The organism is Halopseudomonas sp. (assembly GCF_036960865.1).
Taxonomy (GTDB): domain Bacteria; phylum Pseudomonadota; class Gammaproteobacteria; order Pseudomonadales; family Pseudomonadaceae; genus Halopseudomonas.
Map to the genome: position 1 here is coordinate 399,809 of NZ_JBALWE010000001.1, position 21,779 is coordinate 421,587.

Genomic DNA, 21,779 nt, shown 5'->3' on the forward strand with positions numbered 1-21,779 from the left:
ACGTCCGCAGCCGTAAGGTATACGCACAATCAACCGATCATGGTGTAATCAGAGGCCCCGAGCCTTCGCTTCATCCCAGAGCGTATCCAGCACAGCCAGATCGCTTTGCTCGACCGTGGCGCCCTGTTCGCGCAGTGCCTTTTCAATGTAACGAAAACGGCCTTCGAACTTGTGATTACCTTCACGCAGGGCATTTTCCGCATCCACGCCCAGATGCCGGGCTAGATTAACGACGCAAAACAGCAAATCGCCCAGCTCCTCGGCTACTGCGTCGGTATCTCCGCTTTTCAAGGCCTCACGCACCTCATCCAGCTCTTCGGCGATCTTGTCGACCACAGGCGCAGCGTCGGGCCAGTCAAACCCGGCACTGGACGCGCGCTTCTGCAACTTCTGCGCACGGCTCAACGCGGGCAGCGCCTGCGGCACGTCATCCAGCAAGGACAGTTGCTCCGGGCGCGCTGCCTTCTCTGCGCGCTCCTCTGCCTTGATCTGCTCCCAACGCTGTTTGATCTGCTCCGGGGCCAGAGTCAGACTACCCGGCGGCGTGCGCAGCTTGCCGTCGGGAAAGACGTGCGGGTGACGTCGCACCAGTTTGCGCGTGATGCCATCCACTACCGCCGCCCAGTCAAAACGCCCCTCTTCCTGCCCCAGCTGGGCGTAATACACAACCTGAAATAGCAGGTCACCCAATTCGCCCCGCAACTGATCAAAATCCCCCTGCTCAATCGCGTCGGCCACTTCGTAGGCCTCTTCCAGCGTGTGCGGCACTATGCTGGCGAAGTTTTGCTCAAGATCCCACGGGCAGCCATGCTGCGGATCCCGCAACCGCGCCATGAGATACAGCAGGTCATCAAGCTGATAACTCACCCGCGCCCCTCCTGACGGTTGCGCCGCGCCTCGATGACATTGGGCAACTGGCTGATGCGCCCCAGCAAACGGCCCAGCAGGTTGAGATTAGGGATTTCGATGGTCAGCAACATGGCCGCGTAGTTATCGTCCTTGTTGGTGCGGGTGCTGACCTCCAGCACATTGATCTTTTCGTTGGCCAGCATCAGCGAGACGTCGCGCAGCAGACCCGAGCGGTCATAGGCCTTGATATAAATTTCAACCGGATAGGTTTGCACCGGCGCTCCGCCCCAGCTGACTTCAATCAGGCGCTCCGAGTCGCGATCTTGCAGCTGCATGGCGTTGGCACAATCGGCGCGGTGTACGGTAACGCCGCGCCCAAGAGTGATATAGCCAATGATGGGGTCGCCCGGTACCGGCTGACAGCAGCCAGCCAGCTGGGTCATCAGGTTACCGACGCCCTGAATGTAGACATCGCCACGGCGCCCGACCTTGCTTGGCTTCTTCGGAATCAGTTCCAGCTGCTCGCTGTGGCGATCCGGCTCAACCAGTTGATGGGCCACGCCCACCACATGGGCCAGCCGCATGTCGCCCGACCCTACGGCGGCAAACAGGTCTTCCTGGCCCTTGATGCCCAAACGGTCAATCAACTGCGCGTAATCTGCCCCATTAAGCGCCAGACGGGTCAGTTCACGCTCCAGCATCAGCTTGCCGGCCTGCACGTTCTGCTCACGTGCCTGCTGCTTGAACCAATGCTGCACCTTGGCCCGCGCACGCGAGGTGTTGACGTAGCCTAGGTTCGAGTTGAGCCAGTCACGGCTGGGATTGCTGTGCTTGCCGGTGATGATTTCAACCTGCTCGCCGGTCTGCAGCACGTAGTTAAGCGGCACAATGCGGCCATTGACCTTGGCGCCACGACAGCTATGACCGATCTCGGTGTGCACCCGGTAGGCGAAATCCAGAGGTGTAGCGCCCTTGGGCACATCCAGCACGTGGCCATCGGGGGTAAACAGATAAATTCGGTCCGGCTCGAAGTCGACGCGCAGCTGATCGGCCAGGCCTCCGATATCGCCCATCTCCTCATGCCATTCCAGCACCTGACGCAACCAGGCGATCTTGTCTTCATAGGCATTGGAGGAGCTGTCGGTATCGGTACCCTTGTAGCGCCAATGCGCGCACACCCCCAGCTCGGCCTCTTCATGCATGGCCTGGGTACGAATCTGTACCTCCAGCACCTTGCCGTGCGGCCCAACCACAGCGGTATGCAGCGAGCGATAGCCATTTTCCTTGGGATTGGCGATGTAGTCGTCAAATTCATTGGGAATATGCCGCCACAGGCTGTGCACTATCCCCAGCGCGGTATAGCAGTCACGCACCTGAGGCACCAGAATGCGCACCGCGCGCACGTCATACACCTGGCTGAAGTCGATGCCCTTGCGCTGCATCTTCCGCCAGATGGAATAGATATGCTTGGCACGCCCGGTGATGTCGCCAAAAATCGAGGCCTCTTCCAGCGCCGCGCGCAACTGCCTCATCACGGTATCAATGTATTCCTGGCGATCCAGTCTACGCTCGTCCAGCAACTTGGCGATCTGCTTGTACTGGTTGGGCTCAAGGTAGCGGAACGAGAGGTCTTCGAGCTCCCACTTGATATGGCCGATACCCAGCCGGTGCGCCAGCGGGGCGTAGATATCGAATACCTCACGGGCAACCCGATAGCGCTTCTCTTCAGGCGCGTCCTTGACGGCACGAATGGCGCAGGTACGCTCCGCCAGCTTGATCAGCGCGACCCGCACATCGTCTACCATGGTGACCAGCATCTTGCGCAGGTTCTCGACCTGCGCATGGGGGCTGAACACGGTGTTCTTGCCGGTATTCTGCGACACGCTGATGGCCGCCATGCGCTGCACGCCGTCCACCAGTTGGGCGACGACCTCGCCGAAGCGATGCTGCACTTCCGCCAGATCGGTCTTGCGTTCACGCACCGCCCGATACACCACGGCGGCGACCAGCGAGTCCTGATCGAGCTTGAGATCAGCAAGAATTTCGGCCATTTCCAGACCGGTCAGGTAGCTACTGGCACCGTCCGCCCAGATATTTTCGGCAGCAATCGCCGCCCGCTCCAGATCACGCGACCACTCGCAGGCCTCACGCAATACCTCGGGCGCCGTGAGATGCAGGCGTTGATCGATGCGCTCGATCCAAGCGTCGATATTGATGCTGCCGTCGTGATTGGTCGGGTGTTCCGCTCTGACCTGTACCATCTTGTTTTCCTCGTCCGGCGCACCAGTGCGCTAGTGCTTCCGGAACAGTGCCATGGCTTCCACGTGCGAGGTTTGCGGGAACATGTCCATCACCCCCGCTCTGACCAGGCTGTAGCCTTTGGCCGCCAATATGCCTGCATCCCGCGCGAGCGTTGCCGGGTTACAGGAAATGTAAAGTATGCGCTCGATACCCAAGGCCGCCAGGTCCACGACCAACTGCTGCGCGCCATCGCGTGGTGGGTCGAGCAGCGCCGCCGAGTAGCCTGAGAAATCCGTCGGCAATTCAAGGGGCTTCGACAAGTCTGCCGAGAAAAAGTGCAATCCCGCCAGACCATTGGCCGAGGCATTGGCACGGGCCCGCGCCACCATCATTTCACTGCCTTCGATACCGGTTACCTGCGCGCCCTGCCGCGCCATCGCCAGAGCAAAGTTGCCGACCCCGCAGAAAAGGTCGAGTACCCGCTCGTCCGCTTGCAGCGCGAGCCAGTCCAGCGCCTGGTTGATCATCGCCTGGTTTACTTCGGCGTTGACCTGCGTAAAGTCCCCAGGGGCGAAGCGCAGATGCAAGTCCTGATCCACGAGCCGATACGAGGGCTCCTTTGCGTTCGAGGTGATCGCCTGCAGCTCGCTATTCTCACCCTGCAACCAGCACACCAGGCCGTGCTGCCCGGCAAAGTCGATGAGCACCTGCCGATCGGCCTCGCCCAGCGCGCGCAGGTGGCGCACCACCATGGCCGGCTCTTCGCCACCGATCAATTCAACATGACCGATCTCCCGAGCCGCGGTGAGTGTCTCCAGCATGGCGGCCAGCTGTGCGATCACCGGTTGCAACTTCGGCACCAGTACGGGGCACTCCTGCACCTGTACCAGCTCACTGCTGGCGCGCTGGCGAAAGCCGACCTCCAGCCGCGCAGCCTTGGGCTGCCAGCGCACCGACACGCGCGTGCGCTGCCGATAACCATAGGCAGCGCCTTGCAGCGGAGGTTGCCAATGCTCGGGCTGGACACCGGCAAAATGCGTCAGCTGCTGATTAAGCGCCTGCTGCTTGAACTCCAGCTGCCGGCTGGACGGCATGTGCTGCACGCTGCAGCCACCGCAGAGCTCGGCGTGGCGGCAAACCGGCTGCAGTCGCTCAGCACTTGCACGCAGTACCTGCTCTTGGCGCGCCTCGATCAGCTTGCTGCGTGCCCGTACGACGCGCGCCTGCACCTGCTCATCCGGCAGGCCACCTTCGACAAACACGGTACGCCCCTGCCAGCGACCAATACCCCGACCATCGTGGGTCAGGCGTTCCAGGCTGAGCTCGATACGCTGGCCAATGGCTGCCGGCGCGTCCGTACTCGGACGTCGCGGCTTACGCTGGCGAGGCCGGTTCATACGTCGCCGTCGTAGATGCCGGTCGACAGATAACGGTCACCCCGGTCGCAGATGATCGCGACGATAACCGCATTCTCTACCTCGGCACTCAGGCGCAGCGCTGCTGCTACCGAGCCGCCAGAGGAGACGCCGCAGAAGATGCCCTCTTCCCGGGCCAAGCGCCGCATGGTGACTTCCGCCTCGGCCTGACCCATATCGATTACCCGATCTACTCGGGTCTGGTCGAAAATGGTCGGCAAATACTCTTTAGGCCAGCGGCGAATGCCGGGGATGGAGGCGCCTTCAATGGGCTGCAGACCTACGATCTGAACCGCCGCATTCTGTTCCTTGAGATAGCGTGAGGTGCCCATGATAGTGCCCGTGGTGCCCATGGAGCTGACAAAATGCGTGATGCTGCCACCGGTATCGCGCCAGATTTCCGGTCCGGTACCTTGGTAATGCGCTTCGGGATTGTCCTGATTGCCGAACTGGTCCAACACTTTGCCCTTGCCATCGGCCTGCATCTGCAAGGCCAGGTCACGCGCGCCTTCCATACCCTGAGACTGGGTCACCTCAATCAGCTGCGCGCCATAGGCAGTCATGGCTGACTTGCGCTCGGCACTCATGTTGTTCGGCATAATCAACACCATGCGGTAGCCCTTCATGGCCGCGACCATGGCCAGCGCGATGCCGGTATTGCCGGAGGTGGCTTCAATCAGCGTATCGCCGGGCACGATGTCGCCACGCTGCTCGGCACGTTCGATCATCGACAGGGCCGGGCGGTCTTTCACCGAGCCCGCCGGGTTGTTGCCTTCCAGCTTGACCAGAATGGTGTTGCTGGTGGCGCCGGGAAGCCGCTGCAGGCGCACCATGGGAGTGTTGCCGATGCACTCGGCAATGGTTGGATATTTGATCGTCATTGTTCACCCTGGGAGCCTGGGCGCGGAGCAATTCAGTCGCCAAGGCTGCGCTTTCTGTTCAGGCAGCCTATGATACCGGCAACGGCGTGGCGGATATACACAATGAACGAGATCGGCATCAAGACCCGTATCCTGCTGATGACACTGGTCCCCAGCGGCCTGTTGGCGCTGGCATTGGGTGGCTATTTCAGCTGGCAGCAGTTGCAAGATCTGGAGCAACAGCTGCTGGAGCGCGGACAGATGACCGCTGAACACTTGCAAGGGCCCGCCACCGAAGCCTTGCTCGCCGGACAGCCAGAGCGTCTGCGCGGCCCGCTGGCGCGCGCACTGAACTACCAGGACGTGCGGGCGGCGGCACTCTACGACAGCGAGCGCCGGCTGCTGGAGCACAGCGGGCCACAGATGCAGCCCACCGAGCGCACTCTACCGGAAAGCAGCCTTGCCGCTGGAACCGGCCTGCAGATTCAGGCCAGCAAACACAGCACCCGCTTCACCCTGCCCCTGCTGGCCAGCCCCGGACTACTGGAAAAGGCCAACCGCCCAGACCTGGAAGCCGATGCACTGCTCGGCTGGTTGGAAGTCGAGCTGAGCCATGGCAATACGCTGCTGCGCAGCTATCAGAGCCTGCTGACGACTCTGGTGCTGATTTTGATCGGTCTGGTGGTAACCGGCCTATTGGTCAGCACCATGGGCCGCCGCATCATCGGTCCGGTGGCCCAGATCAACCAGGCTATCGCCCGCATCAGCAAAGGCCAGCTCGATGTCCGCCTGGCCGAACAGGGCAGCCGCGAGCTGGATGATCTGGCCAGTGGCATCAACACCATGGCGCAGGCACTGCAAAGCGCACAGGGGGAGCTGCAGCAGAACGTCGATCAGGCGATCGAAGACCTGCAACAGACGCTGGAAACCATCGAGGTGCAGAACATCGAGCTCGACATGGCCCGCAAGACGGCGCAGGAAGCCAATCGTATCAAGTCCGAATTCTTGGCCAACATGAGCCACGAACTGCGTACCCCCCTGAACGGCATTCTTGGTTTCAGCAATCTGCTGGAACGCACCGAAATGAGCCCGCGGCAGGAAGAGTATCTGGGCACCATCAGCAAATCGGCGGATAACCTGCTGGCGATCATCAACGAGATTCTCGACTTCTCCAAGATCGAAGCCGGAAAGCTGGTACTGGAGAACATGCCGTTCAATCTGCGTGACCTGGTTCAGGACACCCTGACCATGCTCGCTCCGGCAGCCCACCAGAAAGGCGTCGAGTTGGTCAGTCTGATCTATCGCGATACCCCGCTCAGTCTCAGTGGCGATCAGTTGCGCCTGAAGCAGATACTGTCGAACCTGATCAGCAATGCGATCAAGTTTACCCATGAGGGCTCGGTGTGCCTGCGAACCATGCTGGAGGACGAGGATGACGACCAGGTCACCCTGCGTCTCAGCGTAACCGATACTGGAGTGGGTCTGACGCCGTCACAGCAGAAGTCCCTGTTCAAGGCATTCAGCCAGGTGGACAACTCATTATCACGCCAGCCCGGCGGCACCGGTCTGGGCTTGGTCATCACCAAGCGATTGGTCGAGCAGATGCAGGGCGAGATCGGCCTGAAAAGCGTCGCGGGCGAAGGATCGGAGTTCTGGCTGACCCTGCGACTGAACAAGTCCAGCCAAGCCAGTGACGATCTACCCGCCCAACCGCTGCTGGGATTCCGGGTAGCGGTCTGTGAGCCACAGCCACTCAGCCAGCAGGCGCTCATCCATTGCCTGCAGGATTTAGGCCTGGAGATCAGTCTATTTCCCAGTCTGCATGCGCTCAGTACTGCACTGGCCAGCACCGACGGCGACAACATCAAACTCGTTGTACTGGGCAGTCCCCCGGCCGGCACCCCACTGTCGCCCGTGATCGCCTGCATGCGCGAATGGGCCGACAGCGGCCGCTGCAAAAGCATCCTCATGGCCAGCACCACCGAGCAAAACGAGCATTTGGAAAATCTCCCCAGCGCCCATTGCATGGTGCTTTCCAAACCGCTGTGCACGCGCAAGCTGTTCCGCGCCGCCACCCACCTACTGCAGCCGCGCAATGAGCCTGCCAACCTGATACAGGGCCCAGCGTTCGAACGTCGCGCGAACCCGGATTCGGTAGGCGTACTCTGTGTTGACGACAATCCGGCCAACCTCAAGTTGGTGGAGACGTTCCTGCGCGAGATGGGCACCCGGGTATTGACAGTCAGTAGCGGCGAGCGCGCGCTTGAAGTCCTGCGAGAGCAGCGTTTCGACCTGATCTTCATGGATGTGCAGATGCCTGGCATGGACGGGCGACAGACCACGGAAGAGATTCGCCTTGGAGAGTCACTCAGCGGCCAGAGCCCCACACCCATAATCGCCCTCACCGCGCACGCGCTGGCGGATGAACGTAGGCGTCTGCTCAAGTGCGGCATGAACGACTATCTGAGCAAGCCGATCAGCCCCGCTCAACTGCGCGAATGTCTAAAGAAATGGACCGGATATCAGGTGGGCCAGGCCGCCTCGGACGAAACGCCCCCCTCCGACGCGCCGCCCGCTCCGTTGGTATTGGATCCGGAAGAAAGCCTGCGCCTGGCCGCCGGCAAACAAGATCTCGCCGCTGACATGCTGGATATGCTACTGACTGACCTGCCGTCAGTGCGCACCCGCATAGCGCAGGCGGCGGATCACAAGGATCTGAACGAGCTGCTGGAAGCCGTGCACAAGTTGCACGGCGCCACACGCTACTGTGGCGTGCCCGAGCTGCGCCAATGCTGCCTGCGCGCTGAAACCAGATTAAAAGAAGGCGGCAGTGCTACCACAGAGATCACTGCGCTGATGCAGGCGATAGAACGCCTGCTGGAAACGGCTTCAGTCGAGTGACCAGACTGCGAAGGCCAGCGCCTGCTCCCTCTCGTCACTGAGCGACAACAGCATACGACCGCCGCCACCCTGGGCAAGGAGCTGCGCGGCGACCGCCGTCAAGCGCACCATCGGCGCCCCAGCGGGGTCGTTATCAATCTGCATGTGCTGCCAAGAGAGCCCGTTTGCCAAGCCGGTTCCCAGCGCTTTCAGGATCGCCTCCTTGGCGGCAAACCGCTTGGCCAGAAAACGTGCCGGCTGGCGGTGAGAGGCAAACCGTAGGAACTCGTCCGGCGTGAGAATGCGCTGCGCAAAACGCTCGCCTTGCCTCCCCAGTACCGCCTCTATGCGAGACACCAGCACCAGATCGGTTCCAATGCCACGAATCATGCGCGACCCGCAGCACCCAAGACTAGCGCACGCATATCCTTGACCGCCTGTGCCAACCCCGAGAAAAGGGCGCGAGCGATGATCGCGTGACCAATGTTCAGTTCATTGATACCGGGAATGGCCGCGATCGGCTCGACGTTGTGGTAATGCAGGCCGTGCCCGGCGTTCACCACCAGACCTAGCTTGCGTGCGTAATTGACAGCGACCTGAATGCGCTTCAGCGCCTGCGCCTGCTCATCCCCTTCGGTATCGGCGTAATGCCCCGTGTGCAGCTCGATCACCGGCGCGCCCACTCGCTTGGCCGCCTCAATCTGCCGTGCATCAGGGTCGATGAACAATGACACCTCGGACCCAGCAGCAGCCAGACGCTCAACCGCTACCTGCACTCGCGCCTCATTGCCGCAGACATCCAGCCCCCCCTCAGTGGTCAACTCCTCACGCCGCTCCGGCACTAGGCACACATGTGCTGGCTTGAGCCTCTCCGCGAAGGCAATCATTTCGTCGGTCACCGCCATTTCGAAGTTCATGCGAGTCTGCAGTACCGCCGCCAGCAGCTCAACGTCTCGCTCCTGAATATGACGACGATCCTCCCGCAAATGTACGGTGATGCCATCGGCACCAGCCTGCTCCGCCTCGATTGCCGCTTGTACCGGGTCAGGATAACGGGTGCCCCGCGCCTGCCGCAGCGTGGCTACGTGGTCGATATTCACTCCGAGCAACACACGACTGCTCTGGCTCATGTTTGCACTCTCCTGTCATCGGCGGCGAACAAACGGCGCCGCAAAAAAATTAGGGCTTGCCAGCAAACAGCTGCCGACTGAACAGCGGACGATCGCCAAGATGCACCGCGAGCGCCTTGCGCATCAGGCGCTTGGCTGTGTGCAAGGCAGCAGGATGCTGCCAATCGCCATTGGCCATGGCCAACAGGCCAGAACCGGGCAGTAGGCCGGGTTGGTCGTGCTGGGAGCTTCGCAAACCATGTTCGGCATCCCACTGATAAAGCGCTTGCGGTTGTAACGGCGCGCCGGCGGCATCAACTTCCAAACTGAAACCGTATCCCATCAACTCAAGTAATTGCCATTCGAACTCGCGCAACACCGGCTGCACAGCACGCTCAGTCGCCAATTGCTCAAGCGCGGTTTGATAGGCGGAAAACAGAAGGGTCTGTGGGTCACCACTAGAAAGCAGGCGAACCAAAAGCTCATTGAGATAAAGGCCGCTGAATAGCGCTTCGCCCTGCAGCCGCAGGTGGCTGCCGGCCACCTCTGCTTGCTGCAGGGTTTTCAACTCGCCACGGCCGTAGAGGCTCAACAACAACGGCGTGAAGGCCTGCGGCTTGACGCCGCGCCCCCGCTTTGCACCCCGCCACACTACCCGCTGCATACCGTCTCTCAGCGTTAGCAGGTCAACCAGAGCGCTACTGTCCCGATATGGACGGCTGTGCAGCACATAGGCCGGCTGCAGGTCGAGTGACATGACGTCGGCGTCGCTTCAGTCGTCGAATCGGTAGCCCAACGATCCCAGGGCCCGTTCGTCATCCGACCAGCCGCGACGCACCTTGACCCATAGGTGCAACATGACCTTGCTGCCGAACAGCTTCTGCATGTCCAATCGCGCTTCCTGACCAATCTTCTTCAGACGCTCGCCACTGTCCCCGATGATGATTTTTTTCTGACCGTCGCGCTCAACCAGAATCAGCGCGTGGATATGCAGAATCTTGCCTTCCTGCTTGAACTGCTCGATCTCGACCGCCACCTGATAAGGAATCTCAGCCCCCAACTGACGCATAACTTTCTCACGCACCAGTTCAGCCGCCAGGAAGCGCGAGCTGCGATCAGTCAGTTGATCCTCCGGATAGAAATGCTCGCTCTCCGGCAGGCGCTCGGCTATCAGCTGTTCGAGTACTTCAATATTGCGGCCATGCAGTGCCGAAACAGGCACCACCTCGGCGTTGGGCAGCTGCGCTGCCAACCACTCTAAGTGCGGGAGAATATCGCTCTTGTCGTCCATGCGATCAACCTTGTTGACCACCAGCAATATCGGGCAGGTAACGTACTGCACACGTTCAAACACCATCTGGTCTTCGTCGGTCCAACGTGTACGGTCAACCACAAAGAGCACCACATCCACATCACGCAGCGCCTGACTTGCACTTTTGTTCATGAACCGGTTGAGTGCTTTCTCATTTTCTTTGTGCAGGCCTGGCGTATCCACGTAAATCGCCTGAACCTCACCCTCAGTTTTGATGCCGAGCATGGTGTGGCGCGTGGTTTGCGGCTTGCGCGAGGTAATGGCCAGCTTTTGACCAAGAATATGGTTGAGCAAGGTCGACTTGCCCACATTGGGACGCCCCACAATGGCGACATAGCCACAGCGGCTGACTGCTTCAGTCATCTGCTTTCTCCACACCCAGTGCAATCAGGGCAAGCTGCGCAGCCTGCTGTTCGGCCAGGCGACGACTATTGCCTTCACCGAAAGTCCGCTCGGACAGCAGGTCCACCTGACAATCGACTTTGAAGGTACGGCAGTGGGCTTCGCCGCTGCTTTCGATAACCTCATAACGGGGCAAGTCACTTTGCCGCGACTGCAGAAACTCCTGCAAGCGGGTTTTGGGATCCTTGTTGTTGTCCACCAGCGTCAGCGTCGCAATATGCCCGCCGAGCCAATGCAACACACGCTCACGTACCGCTTCCAGACCGCTGTCCAGATAGATCGCACCAATAATGGCCTCGGTGGCATCTGCAAGAATAGATTCGCGGCGAAAACCGCCGCTTTTTAGCTCCCCAGAGCCCAGACGCAAATACTCGCCAAGGTCAAAGCCCTTGGCCAGCTCAGCCAAGGTAACGCCCTTGACCAAGCGAGCCCGCAAACGAGAGAGCTGCCCTTCACGGGCCTGGGGGAAGTGTTGAAAGAGCATCTCGGCAGCTACAAAATTAAGAATCGAGTCGCCCAGAAACTCCAGGCGCTCGTTGTTGCGGCCACCGAGGCTGCGGTGGGTCAAGGCCAGCACCAACAGGTCCTTGTCCTTGAACTGATAGCCTATCTTGCGTTCCAGTCGGTCTAGCTTATTGCTCACTTTAAGGGTCTGACAATATGGGTTTCATCAAAATGAACCAGCAGGTCCACTGTATTGAGCAACGGCGCGCGTTGCTCGTATTTGATAACGACCGTGTAGGCATTATTGCCACTGGCCGTCACCTTGATCGCTTCTTTGGGATTGATGTCGCGAATACTGTTGACCCGCAAACCCTTTTCGATATGCGAATTAAGATCACGTAGCGATCGGATCTTGATTGTGGGGTCTTCATTAATCGATGTAACAATGTCACGCAGCGCGTAATGATCCATATAGATAGGAACCAGCTTCATCGCAATGACCATAGCAAATATCAGTAGCGCAATAACCGCCAACCAGCCAAAAAACGATGCCCCTTTCTGAGAGTGGCGCATAATAACCTCGTACGTCCGTTGTTGATGTTATGTTGACAACTGCCACCCGCGCCTCAATGGATCAAGGCAACACTCGAAAAACTCGGCAGATTGCTCAGCTTGGGTTCAGGCCAATGCATCCAGACTGCGAAGGCCTTGCCCACAATATAGTTGTCCGGAACCATTCCCCACAACTCCCTGGGCATATCATCTGCATGCCAGTAACGACTGTCATTGGAGTTGTCCCGATTGTCGCCCATCATGAAGTAATACCCCTGCGGCACTACCCACTCTTTTTCAGGCGGCGTCTGTGACAACTGCTTCTGACGAATCAGATGGCTTACCTCACCCAGTTGCTCACGATATATAGCCGCATTAGCCAAAGCCTGCAACGGATGGCCTGCCGGCACCTCGTCATCGGGGATGATGTCAACCAGCTCGTGCTCCACCTTTTTACCATTCACATACAACTGTTTTTCAGCATAGCGAATGTGATCCCCGGGCAAGCCAATGACGCGCTTGATGTAATTGATGGAAGGATCATTGGGGTAACGAAACACCATGACGTCGCCGCGTTGAGGGTCGCCGATGGGGATCACCTTGGTATCGGCGACCGGCAAACGAATGCCGTAAGCGAATTTATTGACCAGAATAAAATCACCGACTTCCAGTGTAGGCTTCATTGAACCGGATGGAATCTGGAATGGCTCGACCAGGAAGGAACGCAACACTAGAACCACCGCCAGCACTGGAAAGAACGACTTGCCGTATTCAACCAGCAGAGGTTCCTTGTTCAGGCGCTCTATCGTTTGCGGGTCTGCAACATCCACCTGAGATTCATAGGCGGCCAGCGCGCGACGACGGCGAGGCGCAAGAAACAACAGGTCGATAAGAGCAAGAAAACCGCTGATGGCCACAGCCAGCACCAGTACCAGCGGGAAATTAATATGCGTCATTGTGTGCGCTTCACGTCCCTAGTTGTCTACTTTCAGCACTGCCAAGAAGGCATCCTGCGGAATTTCTACGCTGCCCACCTGCTTCATGCGCTTCTTACCCGCTTTCTGCTTTTCCAGCAGCTTCTTCTTCCGGCTCGCGTCGCCACCGTAACACTTGGCAAGAACGTTCTTGCGTAGCGCCTTGACGGTAGAGCGCGCAACAATCTGGCCACCCATGGCAGCCTGGATAGCCACATCAAACATCTGGCGAGGAATCAATTCACGCATTTTCTCGACCAGTTGACGCCCTTTGAAGGCCGCGTTGTCCCGGTGCACGATCAAAGCCAGGGCATCTACCTTCTCGTTATTGATAAGTACATCCAGGCGCACCAGCTTGGCTGGCTGAAAGCGATCAAAGCTGTAATCAAGCGAAGCGTACCCGCGGCTCACCGACTTCAGACGATCAAAGAAATCGAGTACCACCTCGTTCATCGGCAAATCGTAGGTAACCTGTACCTGAGTGCCAAGAAAAATCATGTCGTGCTGCACGCCACGCTTGTCGATACAGAGGGTGATAACGCTGCCAAGGTGATCCTGTGGTACCAGAATGTTGGCCCTCACGATCGGCTCGCGCATCTCTTCGATGACCGACGGGTCAGGTAGGTGCGAGGGGTTATCGACGTAAATGATTTCGCCGTCTTTCTTAACCACCTCGAATACCACGGTAGGCGCAGTAGTAATCAGATCCAGGTCATACTCGCGCTCCAGCCGCTCCTGGATGATTTCCATGTGCAACATGCCCAAGAAGCCGATGCGAAAACCAAAACCTAGCGCCTCGGAGCTTTCCGGCTCAAATTGCAGCGCCGCGTCGTTGAGAGTCAGTTTCTGCAAAGCTTCGCGAAAGTCCTCGAAATCATCCGAACTGACAGGGAAAAGCCCAGCATAGACTTGTGGCTTCACTTTCTGGAAGCCGGGCAGCATCGCCACATCGGGCGTAGCGGCCAGGGTCAAGGTGTCGCCTACGGGAGCACCGTGAATGTCCTTGATGCCCGCGATGATAAAGCCCACCTCACCAGCCTTGAGGTCCGGAGTTTCCGAATGCTTGGGGTTGAATACACCAACGCTGTCAACTTGGTGCAGCTTGCCGGTTGACTTGACCAGCACCTTATCGCCCTTCTTGATACGGCCATGCTTGACTCGCACCAAGGAGACGACACCCAGGTAGTTATCGAACCAGGAGTCGATGATCAGCGCCTGCAAGGGAGCATCAATCTCTCCGACAGGACAAGGAATGGTCTTGATCAGGCTTTCCAGCACGTCTTCGACGCCAATCCCGCTTTTCGCACTACACGCCACTGCATCCGTCGCGTCAATACCGATCACGCTTTCGATCTCGGCCTTGACCCGTTCTGGCTCCGCTTGGGGCAGATCAATCTTGTTGAGCACGGGCATCACTTCCAGCCCCTGCTCGATCGCGGTGTAACAGTTTGCCACCGACTGCGCCTCGACGCCTTGCGCCGCATCGACAACCAGCAGTGCGCCCTCACAAGCGGCAAGCGAGCGACTTACCTCGTAGTGAAAGTCGACATGGCCGGGGGTATCGATAAAATTCAGCTGATAGGTCTTGCCATCATTGGCTGTGTAATACAGCGTCACACTATGTGCCTTGATGGTAATGCCACGCTCACGCTCCAGGTCCATCGAATCTAGCACCTGAGCAGCCATCTCGCGCTCGGTCAGCCCGCCACAAAGCTGGATAAAGCGGTCTGCCAGCGTCGACTTGCCATGGTCGATGTGGGCAATGATGGAAAAATTACGTATTAAGCTCAGGTCACTCACAGCGCGGATCATCCAGACGTGGTTGCCAGACATGGCGATGGACGGGAAATATCCCCGAAAACAGCCGGCGAGTGTACCTGATTACAGGAGACGGTGCTATCGCAGCGCCACCCGCTGACGGAGCCTAACGGCGCCGTACAGCGGACAGCATCAGTGCAGAGAATTACTCCGCCAGGCGGAAAGTAATGTAGCTGGCGCGACCCTGACGAATCACGCGCATAGAGACCGAACGATTGCTCGGCAGATCCTTGGCAATGCTCTCGAAGCTGCTGACAGAGTCAACCGACTGGTTATCCAGATTGGTGATGATATCGCCTGCGCGCAAGCCCACCATGGCCCCAGGGCCCTTGGTCACTTCGCGCACCACAACACCGGTGTGGATATCCAAGTTTTTCTTCTGCTCGGCACTCAGCTCAACCACGCTCACACCCAAGCGGTTGTCGGTATTGGCAGGTGTCACCGAGTCGGAGTCACCCAGCGCCGCAACACTGTCGTCTTCCGGCAGGCTACCGATCTTCATGGTCAGCGTCTTGCGCGACTTGTCGCGCATCACGACCATACTAGCCTCGCTGCCAGGGCGAACCCGACCAACGGCGTGCGGCAGATCGGAAGAGCGACTGATCTCCTGGCCATTAAACTCCATGATGACATCACCCACCTTCAAGCCGCCTTTGTCAGCCGGGCCGCCGGGCATGATTTGGGCCACCAGTGCGCCAGCGGGCTTGGGTAGCTCAAACGACTCAGCAAGGTCCTTGTTGACCTCCTGAATCACGACCCCGAGCCACCCACGCTGCACAGTGCCGGTGGCCTTGATTTGCTCAACCACGTCCATTGCAACATCCATGGGGATGGCAAATGATAGCCCCATGAACCCGCCGGAACGGGTGAAAATCTGCGAATTGATACCTACCACCTCACCATCCAGATTAAACAGCGGGCCACCAGAGTTACCAGGATTGATGGCCACATCCGTTTGGATGAAGGGCACGTAGTTCTCGTTTGGCAAGCTACGCCCCTTGGCGCTCACGATACCTTGCGTAACCGAGTAGTCAAAACCGAAAGGGGAGCCAATAGCCAGCACCCACTCCCCGGGCTTGAGGTCTGCAGACTTGCCAATCTTGACCACGGGTAGGTCATCCCCAGCTTCGATCTTAAGCAGCGCCAAATCGGAGCGAGGATCAGCACCAATCAGCTTTGCTTCCATTTCGCGACGATCAGACAAACGCACGTATATCTCATCAGCGTCGGCGATTACGTGGTTATTGGTCAATACGTAACCATCTTTGGAGATGATAAAACCAGAGCCTAACGATTGAGGTGCCGAATGCTCACGCGGCGAAGGCGACTGCGGAAAACTGCGCTCAAAAAACTCGCGAAACAGCGGTGGCATCCCTTCCAGATCCGGCATGCCTTGTGGTCCTGCAGTCGGAGTAGCAGAAGCAGCCTGCTTAGTGCTGATGTTAACGATGGCCGGAGAGGCCTCTTCAACCAACTCGGTAAAGTCCGGCAGATCAACCGCCAAAACCATTGACTGCCACCCCAGCAGAGCGGCACCTGCGGTAGCTACAACCCAACGTCGCACTGAGAACATATGCGTGTCTTCTCCTATTGATCAAACGAGAGAAACTGAAGTGATACTACCCCTCCTGGGCGCGCGTCTCCCATGCCACAGCCCCGCCTGCACGGCCAATAACCTGAGGCTGCAAACGCAGGTCGCCTTGCGCCCGGCGGCTATACCAGCGCACCACCAAAAAGCCAATCAGCAGCCCTGCTGCTGCGGCGAGAATCACAGCGGGCTCGGCCCAGCCGAGCCCCTGCGCAAACAACGCGGCACCAAACAATCCGAAAAGGGGAACCAAATAGACCCAGAACGCACTGCGTACCAGGGCATCTTCAGGAATTCCCACCATAACTTCGTCGCCGACCTGCCATGACTGCCCAGTCAGCGCGCGGACAAAACCCTGAGATGAGCCCGAACCCAGCTTTTGCAACAAGGCCTGACCACAACCGGCCTTTGCCTGACAGGTACCGCAGGTGCTGGAGCGGATCGTCGCCACCCAAACAGCACCTGGCTCGGTACTCAGAACCCGGCCACGCTCTTCAATCACTGCGCTGACTCCGCGTCAGGCTCGAATGAAGCCGCTATACGTTCAGCAGTCTCAGGCGGAATCTCGCCAACTACCGTCGCCAGAAAGACACCATCGCCGGCATTAAGCTTGCGGCTCACCGCTACCGTCGGGCCGAGCTGGGCGCGCAGGTCATTCGCCAACCGATCTTCACCCAGCGGCTCGAAAAACACCGTGAAGCGGGCAATACCATCGCTGTAAACGCGACTGGAAACCGCCGGCTCGTCAACCGAGAAGGCACGCACATCTATCGGCCCGCCAGTGAACCCTGGCGGCAACCAGCCAGGCTGCCAGTCAGTCTGCCCTTGCTCGCCTTTTAACGTCACGCCGAGTTGCAGGCAAGCTGCACCGGGCTCCAGGTTGGCGTCAGCAATGTCGGAGTAAGCCAAATTGGTAAACTGAAAACGTTCCAACAGGGTGCCGCGCTCATTGATCAACAAAGACTTGAGCAGCAAGCCTGTTTCAGTGTCGAGATAGAGTTCATAGGCGTAGCGGAAATTGTCACGGGGTTTGACTGAGACCACAGTCGTTGCGTGGTCGGCAACGCGCGTAGTACCAAGCACTTCAAGGGAGTACCACTGCCCCAGCGAGTCAGGATCCTGTGAAGCCTGGGAGGCCGAGTCCCATACAGGACCTGCAGAATAAGAACTGGCGCATTGCACGTGTCCGTCACGACGAACCCATTCGTGGGGCTCACCGTCGGCCTGCAGCAGACGCTCGGTGATTACGTCACCATCAGCTCGATGCCAGACCTGATGGGTAGAGAAACTGCCGGAGCGTTCGTAAACGAACGCTCCGTTGTAACTTACTTGGTTAGCTGCTTCGGACATCCGCTGCAGCCAAGTTACTGCGTCATCGGCCAGCGCTGAGGGCGAGACCAGAAGAGCTGCAAGATAGCCGCAGCCCAAACCGCGCTTCGATATCACTACTATCGTCCTTCTATACTGGCCGCACGCGCGTAGGGAACCAGTTGCGGTGAGGAGAACTGAGCGCTGTTTTCCGCGTGCTCACGCAGATAACGACCAATGCGCTGCTCATGCCAGGCAGACGGCGCCTGCGCAGTCGCGATTGGCTCAGCACCTACACCCGGTGACTGGGAGTAGCCTGCCAGAACCGCCCCAGATCGCGCGGCACTTACAGCAAAGCTTGGCGCAACAACAGGGGTGTCAGCCGCCAAGGTAGGCTGAGCCGGCACATCGCCTTGGTTGACCATTCGCACGCCTACCAACACCGCCATGGTGACGGAGGCGGCCACAGCCACCCGTGTCATGTTGCGCCACAAGCCGGAACGCGCAGGTGCTGTCGCCTGATCCTGCATTTGCAGCTGAGGCTCATCACGCAAGGCTGCAGCGATGCCGGCAGACAAGTCTACCGAACCCTGCCAATGCTCCTTGTGCAGTACCGAGCGCGCTATCTGATAACGCTCCCAAGTACCGCGCAGAGCGGAATCCTGTTCGGTGGCCTGGAGAACACGGCGCACTTCCAGATCATCAGCCTCGTTATCCATGAGTGCGGAAAGAGACTCCTGCAAGACTTCGCTTCTCATTGCTGTACCCCTACTAATGGCCCAAAGGGCTCGCTGCGTTACGCGGCTGACCTACCCATCATGCTTCCAGCAAGGGCTTCAGCGCTTTGTCTATTGCCTCTCGTGCCCTGAAGATACGAGACCTTACGGTACCGACCGGGCAATCCATTACGTTGGCAATGTCTTCATAACTCAGACCCTCAAATTCACGCAGGGTCAAAGCCGTTCTCAAATCATCCGGTAATTGTTGGAGCGTGCGATTGACAACTTGTTCAATCTCATCGCGCAACATTTCCCGCTCAGGTGACTGATTGTCCTTGAGGATGCTGTCACCCTCGTAAAACTCAGCCTCATCCGCCGCTATGTCGGAGTCAGGTGGCCGACGATTGCGCGCCACCAGGTAATTCTTTGCCGTATTGATCGCAATCCGATACAGCCAGGTATAAAACGCGCTATCACCTCGAAAATTCGGCAATGCCCGATACGCTTTGATAAAAGCTTCTTGAGCAACGTCCTGCGCTTCATGGCTGTCGTGCACGAAACGCGTTACCAATGCCAGAATCTTGTGCTGGTACTTAAGCACCAACAGATCAAATGCCCGCTTGTCACCTTTCTGAACACGTTCGACCAACTGCTGGTCGCTGTGCTCAGTCATGTCCAGGCTCCTGTGCGCAACAGGCCAGCCAGACAGCGTTGTTATGGTAGACCCAAGATGTAACCAAAAGTTCTCCCCTCACTCAGGTACAGAAATAGGAGCCAGCTCGTCACGAAAAGTTCCGCACTATAGTATGCAAAAGAGTACAAATTGCCATCACTCCACTCGCACTCTTTCACAGCACGACGCTGACGCCAGCAGCAGGCAGTATTGTGAGACAGACGGCTTCTATATACTAGGTCGTCGTACCCGCCTCTTCAGCACGACCCAACAGCAAGACGAGAAACTATGACGCAGCAACACGAATATGACGTATTGGTGATCGGCAGTGGCGCCGCCGGACTGACCTTGGCATTGCATCTGGCAAGTGACCTGCGGGTAGCTGTACTTAGCAAGGGTCAGCTTTCGGAAGGTTCAACGTTCTGGGCCCAGGGCGGCGTTGCTGCCGTACTGGACGACAGTGACACCGTTGACGCCCACGTGCAGGATACCTTGATCGCAGGCGGCGGGTTATGCCACGAAGCGGCGGTGAGGCAAATAGTGGGAGACAGTCGCGAAGCCATAGGTTGGCTGGTTGAACAGGGTGTGCCCTTTACCCGTGAGCGTCGCGAAGATGGCAGTGAAAGCGATGATTTTCATCTGACGCGAGAAGGCGGGCACAGCCATCGTCGTATCATTCACGCTGCCGACGCTACCGGGGCCGCCATATTCAACACGCTACTCAAGCGCGCCGAAGCGCATGCAAACATTGAGCTGCTGGACAACCGCGTCGCCGTCGACCTGATCACCTCACAAAAGCTGGGCAGGCCAGGTCAGCAATGCCTCGGCGCGTACATATTGAATCGCTCCAGCGGGCATGTCGAAACAGTTGCCGCCCGGTTTACGGTGTTGGCCACCGGCGGCGCGAGCAAGGTCTACCTGTATACCAGCAACCCCGATAGCGCCTCCGGCGACGGCATTGCCATGGCCTGGCGCGCCGGCTGCCGCGTAGCCAACCTGGAGTTCAATCAGTTTCACCCTACCTGCCTGTACCACCCCAAGGCCAAGAGCTTTCTGATCACCGAAGCGCTGCGTGGCGAAGGCGCTGTGCTGCGGCTGCCGAACGGTGACCGCTTCATGCCGCGATTTGACGCACGGGCCGAACTGGCTCCGCGCGATATAGTGGCACGTGCCATTGACCATGAGATGAAGCGCCTTGGCCTAGACTGCGTGTATCTGGACATCACCCACAAACCGGCAGAGTTCATCCGCAGCCATTTCCCGACGGTGCACGAGCGCTGCCTGGCGTTCGGGATCGACATCACTCGCGAGCCAATTCCCGTGGTACCGGCAGCGCACTATACCTGCGGCGGCGTCATGGTCGAGGCAAACGGCCGCACCGACGTGCAACAGCTCTATGCAATTGGCGAAACCAGCTTTACCGGCCTGCACGGCGCCAACCGCATGGCCAGCAACTCACTACTCGAGTGTATTGTCTATGGCCGCTCGGCAAGCCGCGACATACTGGCTCAGCTTGACCAGGTGAGCATGCCGAAGAAGCTACCGCATTGGGATGAAAGCCAGGTTACCGACTCCGACGAAGACGTCATCATCTCGCACAACTGGGACGAACTGCGGCGCTTCATGTGGGACTACGTGGGTATTGTTCGTACCTCGAAGCGCCTGCAGCGTGCCAAGCATCGGGTGGATATGTTGCGCGGGGAGATTCACGAGTTTTACAGTAATTACCGGGTAAGTCGCGACCTGCTCGAACTGCGCAACCTAGCGCAGGTGGCCGATCTGATCATCACCTCAGCCATGCAGCGTCAGGAGAGCCGCGGACTCCATTACACGCTGGACTACCCCGCCCAACTGGACGAGGCCCTGGACACTATTCTGCAGCCGCCCAGCGCTGCCGACTGAACCGCAACCGCAACCGCAGACGACGCAGGCTTTCTTCCGAAGCCGCGTCACTGGCCAGCACCACCGAGACTGCACGCCAGCGGCCCTGCTCACGCAGCCGCACCACTGTGAGCATGGCGCTCACATAGGTATCGGCCAGCAGCTTGGCGGCGGCTTCGGAGCCATCGCGGCGCAGAATATGCCAGCCTTCACTATCAAAGCGCAGCCCAGTTACCGAGTGTGGATGCTGCAGGCTGATCTGGCGCGGCCAGATCCACAAGCCATAACTGCATACCAGCAGCATGCACAGCACACTGGGTAGCATGCTAAGCGCACTGTGGTACACCGCCAGGCACGCCAGCAAGCTGCTGCCCAGCAACAACAACGCTAGCCAGCGAGAAGGCTGGCGTTGCATGATGAGGTAATCAGTCTGGCTGTACACGATCTAATATGATCCTCACGATACGTTTCAAATCCGGGTCGTCCGGTTCATTGCGCTGCATAAACCAGCCAAACATGTCCTGATCTTCGGATTCCAGCAGTTGCCGGTAACGATCCTTGTCTGCGTCGTCCAGCGTTGGGTAGGCCTCTTGTAGAAAAGGCACCAGCAACACATCCAGCTCCAGCATGCCGCGGCGGCTGTGCCAGTACAAACGCTTCACTTCTATATCGGCCGACATCGGCAACTCCACACTGAGGATTGAACTACGGGACAAAAGCACCATTATAACGGCTAGGGATGCCTGACAAGTAC

General features: G+C 58.6%; 21 protein-coding genes. 2 read left to right on the forward strand and 19 right to left on the reverse strand.

Going from position 1 to position 21,779, the window contains the following annotated elements; genetic code table 11:
* Window positions 1-48: 48 nt before the first annotated feature.
* Genes mazG through cysM form a run of 4 tightly spaced genes read right to left on the reverse strand, consistent with a single transcriptional unit; the run spans window position 49 to window position 5,386 of the window.
* Window positions 49-867, reverse strand: coding sequence for a nucleoside triphosphate pyrophosphohydrolase (mazG, locus tag V7747_RS01885; protein ID WP_335614360.1), 819 nt, complete (start codon window positions 865-867; stop codon window positions 49-51).
* On the reverse strand, window positions 864-3,110 hold the full coding sequence (gene relA / locus V7747_RS01890) for a GTP diphosphokinase (RefSeq protein ID WP_335614361.1): 2,247 nt from the start codon (window positions 3,108-3,110) through the stop codon (window positions 864-866). Before relA ends, mazG begins: the two co-directional genes overlap by 4 nt.
* Before the next feature lie 30 nt (window positions 3,111-3,140).
* A complete protein-coding gene (gene rlmD / locus V7747_RS01895; RefSeq protein ID WP_335614362.1) occupies window positions 3,141-4,487 on the reverse strand; it encodes a 23S rRNA (uracil(1939)-C(5))-methyltransferase RlmD in 1,347 nt (448 codons plus the stop codon).
* Window positions 4,484-5,386, reverse strand: a complete 903-nt coding sequence (cysM, locus tag V7747_RS01900; protein WP_335614363.1) for a cysteine synthase CysM — start codon at window positions 5,384-5,386, stop codon at window positions 4,484-4,486. The genes rlmD and cysM overlap by 4 nt, the downstream gene beginning before the upstream one ends.
* Window positions 5,387-5,488: 102 nt before the next feature.
* Here cysM and V7747_RS01905 point away from each other — a divergent pair, with 102 nt between their 5' ends.
* Window positions 5,489-8,266 carry a response regulator gene (locus V7747_RS01905; protein WP_335614364.1) on the forward strand — a complete coding sequence of 926 codons (2,778 nt, stop codon included), beginning with the start codon at window positions 5,489-5,491 and terminating at the stop codon, window positions 8,264-8,266.
* Here the strand turns inward: V7747_RS01905 and acpS are convergent.
* The 13 genes from acpS to rpoE form a co-directional block, all read right to left on the reverse strand.
* Window positions 8,255-8,635, reverse strand: a complete 381-nt coding sequence (gene acpS / locus V7747_RS01910; protein ID WP_335614365.1) for a holo-ACP synthase — start codon at window positions 8,633-8,635, stop codon at window positions 8,255-8,257. The two genes, V7747_RS01905 and acpS, sit on opposite strands and share 12 nt — an antisense overlap.
* Window positions 8,632-9,375 (reverse strand): pyridoxine 5'-phosphate synthase, encoded by a 744-nt coding sequence (gene pdxJ / locus V7747_RS01915; RefSeq protein WP_335614366.1) that lies wholly within the window; start codon window positions 9,373-9,375, stop codon window positions 8,632-8,634. The genes acpS and pdxJ overlap by 4 nt, the downstream gene beginning before the upstream one ends.
* 49 nt (window positions 9,376-9,424) lie before the next feature.
* On the reverse strand, window positions 9,425-10,111 hold the full coding sequence (recO, locus tag V7747_RS01920; RefSeq protein WP_335614367.1) for a DNA repair protein RecO: 687 nt from the start codon (window positions 10,109-10,111) through the stop codon (window positions 9,425-9,427).
* Between the two features lie 15 nt (window positions 10,112-10,126).
* Entirely contained in the window at window positions 10,127-11,029 is a 903-nt protein-coding gene (gene era / locus V7747_RS01925; protein ID WP_335614368.1) for a GTPase Era, read from the reverse strand.
* Window positions 11,022-11,711 (reverse strand): ribonuclease III, encoded by a 690-nt coding sequence (gene rnc, locus V7747_RS01930; protein ID WP_335614369.1) that lies wholly within the window; start codon window positions 11,709-11,711, stop codon window positions 11,022-11,024. The genes era and rnc overlap by 8 nt, the downstream gene beginning before the upstream one ends.
* Window positions 11,708-12,085: a DUF4845 domain-containing protein gene (locus V7747_RS01935; RefSeq protein ID WP_335614370.1), complete on the reverse strand. Its 378-nt coding sequence runs from the start codon at window positions 12,083-12,085 to the stop codon at window positions 11,708-11,710. The genes rnc and V7747_RS01935 overlap by 4 nt, the downstream gene beginning before the upstream one ends.
* Window positions 12,086-12,138: 53 nt before the next feature.
* The gene (lepB, locus tag V7747_RS01940; protein WP_335614371.1) at window positions 12,139-13,020 is read right to left on the reverse strand and encodes a signal peptidase I; all 882 of its coding nucleotides are present in this window, start codon (window positions 13,018-13,020) and stop codon (window positions 12,139-12,141) included.
* Window positions 13,021-13,038: 18 nt separating this feature from the next.
* Entirely contained in the window at window positions 13,039-14,838 is a 1,800-nt protein-coding gene (lepA, locus tag V7747_RS01945; protein ID WP_335614372.1) for a translation elongation factor 4, read from the reverse strand.
* A 163-nt stretch (window positions 14,839-15,001) separates the two neighbouring features.
* Window positions 15,002-16,429 (reverse strand): DegQ family serine endoprotease, encoded by a 1,428-nt coding sequence (locus V7747_RS01950; protein WP_335614373.1) that lies wholly within the window; start codon window positions 16,427-16,429, stop codon window positions 15,002-15,004.
* A gap of 46 nt (window positions 16,430-16,475) precedes the next feature.
* Window positions 16,476-16,946, reverse strand: a complete 471-nt coding sequence (locus tag V7747_RS01955) for a SoxR reducing system RseC family protein (protein ID WP_335614374.1) — start codon at window positions 16,944-16,946, stop codon at window positions 16,476-16,478.
* Window positions 16,943-17,890, reverse strand: coding sequence for a MucB/RseB C-terminal domain-containing protein (locus V7747_RS01960; protein WP_335614375.1), 948 nt, complete (start codon window positions 17,888-17,890; stop codon window positions 16,943-16,945). The genes V7747_RS01955 and V7747_RS01960 overlap by 4 nt, the downstream gene beginning before the upstream one ends.
* A 2-nt stretch (window positions 17,891-17,892) precedes the next feature.
* Window positions 17,893-18,510 carry a sigma-E factor negative regulatory protein gene (locus V7747_RS01965; protein WP_335614376.1) on the reverse strand — a complete coding sequence of 206 codons (618 nt, stop codon included), beginning with the start codon at window positions 18,508-18,510 and terminating at the stop codon, window positions 17,893-17,895.
* A 58-nt stretch (window positions 18,511-18,568) separates the two neighbouring features.
* Entirely contained in the window at window positions 18,569-19,144 is a 576-nt protein-coding gene (gene rpoE / locus V7747_RS01970) for an RNA polymerase sigma factor RpoE (protein ID WP_092288001.1), read from the reverse strand.
* A gap of 288 nt (window positions 19,145-19,432) precedes the next feature.
* Here rpoE and nadB point away from each other — a divergent pair, with 288 nt between their 5' ends.
* Window positions 19,433-21,046, forward strand: a complete 1,614-nt coding sequence (nadB, locus tag V7747_RS01975; protein ID WP_335614377.1) for an L-aspartate oxidase — start codon at window positions 19,433-19,435, stop codon at window positions 21,044-21,046.
* Here nadB and V7747_RS01980 read toward each other — a convergent pair.
* Window positions 21,015-21,467, reverse strand: a complete 453-nt coding sequence (locus tag V7747_RS01980) for a hypothetical protein (RefSeq protein WP_335614378.1) — start codon at window positions 21,465-21,467, stop codon at window positions 21,015-21,017. The genes nadB and V7747_RS01980 overlap by 32 nt on opposite strands.
* Window positions 21,451-21,705 (reverse strand): FAD assembly factor SdhE, encoded by a 255-nt coding sequence (locus V7747_RS01985; RefSeq protein ID WP_335614379.1) that lies wholly within the window; start codon window positions 21,703-21,705, stop codon window positions 21,451-21,453. The genes V7747_RS01980 and V7747_RS01985 overlap by 17 nt, the downstream gene beginning before the upstream one ends.
* Window positions 21,706-21,779 lie beyond the last annotated feature (74 nt).

Excerpts from the sequence above, each read along its gene's own strand:
- V7747_RS01985 (WP_335614379.1), bottom strand. The coding sequence starts at position 21,705 with ATGTCGGCCGATATAGAAGTGAAGCGTTTGTACTGGCACAGCCGCCGC.
- V7747_RS01905 (WP_335614364.1), top strand. The coding sequence starts at position 5,489 with ATGAACGAGATCGGCATCAAGACCCGTATCCTGCTGATGACACTGGTC.
- V7747_RS01965 (WP_335614376.1), bottom strand. The coding sequence starts at position 18,510 with ATGAGAAGCGAAGTCTTGCAGGAGTCTCTTTCCGCACTCATGGATAAC.
- rpoE (WP_092288001.1), bottom strand. The coding sequence starts at position 19,144 with ATGACTGAGCACAGCGACCAGCAGTTGGTCGAACGTGTTCAGAAAGGT.
- V7747_RS01935 (WP_335614370.1), bottom strand. The coding sequence starts at position 12,085 with ATGCGCCACTCTCAGAAAGGGGCATCGTTTTTTGGCTGGTTGGCGGTT.
- recO (WP_335614367.1), bottom strand. The coding sequence starts at position 10,111 with ATGTCACTCGACCTGCAGCCGGCCTATGTGCTGCACAGCCGTCCATAT.
- cysM (WP_335614363.1), bottom strand. The coding sequence starts at position 5,386 with ATGACGATCAAATATCCAACCATTGCCGAGTGCATCGGCAACACTCCC.
- acpS (WP_335614365.1), bottom strand. The coding sequence starts at position 8,635 with ATGATTCGTGGCATTGGAACCGATCTGGTGCTGGTGTCTCGCATAGAG.
- lepB (WP_335614371.1), bottom strand. The coding sequence starts at position 13,020 with ATGACGCATATTAATTTCCCGCTGGTACTGGTGCTGGCTGTGGCCATC.
- pdxJ (WP_335614366.1), bottom strand. The coding sequence starts at position 9,375 with ATGAGCCAGAGCAGTCGTGTGTTGCTCGGAGTGAATATCGACCACGTA.
- era (WP_335614368.1), bottom strand. The coding sequence starts at position 11,029 with ATGACTGAAGCAGTCAGCCGCTGTGGCTATGTCGCCATTGTGGGGCGT.
- rlmD (WP_335614362.1), bottom strand. The coding sequence starts at position 4,487 with ATGAACCGGCCTCGCCAGCGTAAGCCGCGACGTCCGAGTACGGACGCG.
- V7747_RS01950 (WP_335614373.1), bottom strand. The coding sequence starts at position 16,429 with ATGTTCTCAGTGCGACGTTGGGTTGTAGCTACCGCAGGTGCCGCTCTG.
- relA (WP_335614361.1), bottom strand. The coding sequence starts at position 3,110 with ATGGTACAGGTCAGAGCGGAACACCCGACCAATCACGACGGCAGCATC.
- nadB (WP_335614377.1), top strand. The coding sequence starts at position 19,433 with ATGACGCAGCAACACGAATATGACGTATTGGTGATCGGCAGTGGCGCC.